At 67.0% G+C, this 800-nt stretch carries 1 protein-coding gene; it reads right to left on the bottom strand.

What is annotated here, in order from left to right; all coding sequences use genetic code 11:
• Positions 1–50: 50 nt before the first annotated feature.
• On the bottom strand, positions 51–800 hold a 750-nt coding region (locus tag ACUXUR_RS26765; RefSeq protein ID WP_445505384.1), incomplete at its 5' end, for an outer membrane protein.

Below are 800 nucleotides of genomic sequence, written 5' to 3' on the forward strand. Positions count from 1 at the left end.
AAAAAGGCCCGGGTTTTCCCGGGCCTTTTCTGTCGCGGAAGCGACGGATCTTAGTACGTGCTGAACTTGTAGTTCAGCTTGGCCCGGGCAACGAAGAAGTCGGAATCGTTGTCCCGGTCGGCGCCAGCCACCTCGACCGCCTGACGATCAGCCCCGGCCGTCGGGATCGAGCTGCCGACGAAGGTGCTGTCGTTGTCGCCATCGAGGTTGACCCACAGGCCTTCGATGCCAGCCGTCAGGTTGTTGGTGAAGGCGTACTCGACGCCGGCACCCAGAACCCAGCCGGTGCGCACGTCGTCCTCGTTGTCGAAGAAGTCGTTGTCATCGTCGGCGCCGCCGTAGGCGAAACCGCCGGTGGCGTAGATGAGGGCGCGGTCGAAGGCGACACCGGCGCGGGCCCGCACCGTGCCGAACCAGTCAACGCCGCCGGCCGCTCCGGCCGGCTCGAAGTCGTAGGCGTTCCAGGCCGCCGGGAAGGTGGCGCTGCCGTTGCTGCCGCCGAGATCCGCCCACTGCAGGTCGGCCTCCAGACCAACCACGAAGGAGCCGATCTGGTAGTTGTAGCCGATCTGGCCGCCGCCGACGAAGCCGTCGCCGTCGTCATCGCTGAACGTAATCGTGCCCGCAGGCGAGCCCGCGCCCACGGCACCGGCCGGCACCGCAACCGAGGTGAGGTCGTCGTTGTTGTTCCAGCCATAGCCGGCGTTCACACCGACGTAGAAGCCGGTCCAAGTGAAGATCGGGGCAGCTGCCACGATCGGAGCCGGAGGAGCAGCGCGGGCAGGAAGGTCCGCAGCGGA

It is taken from the genome of Microvirga medicaginis, from assembly GCF_052658925.1.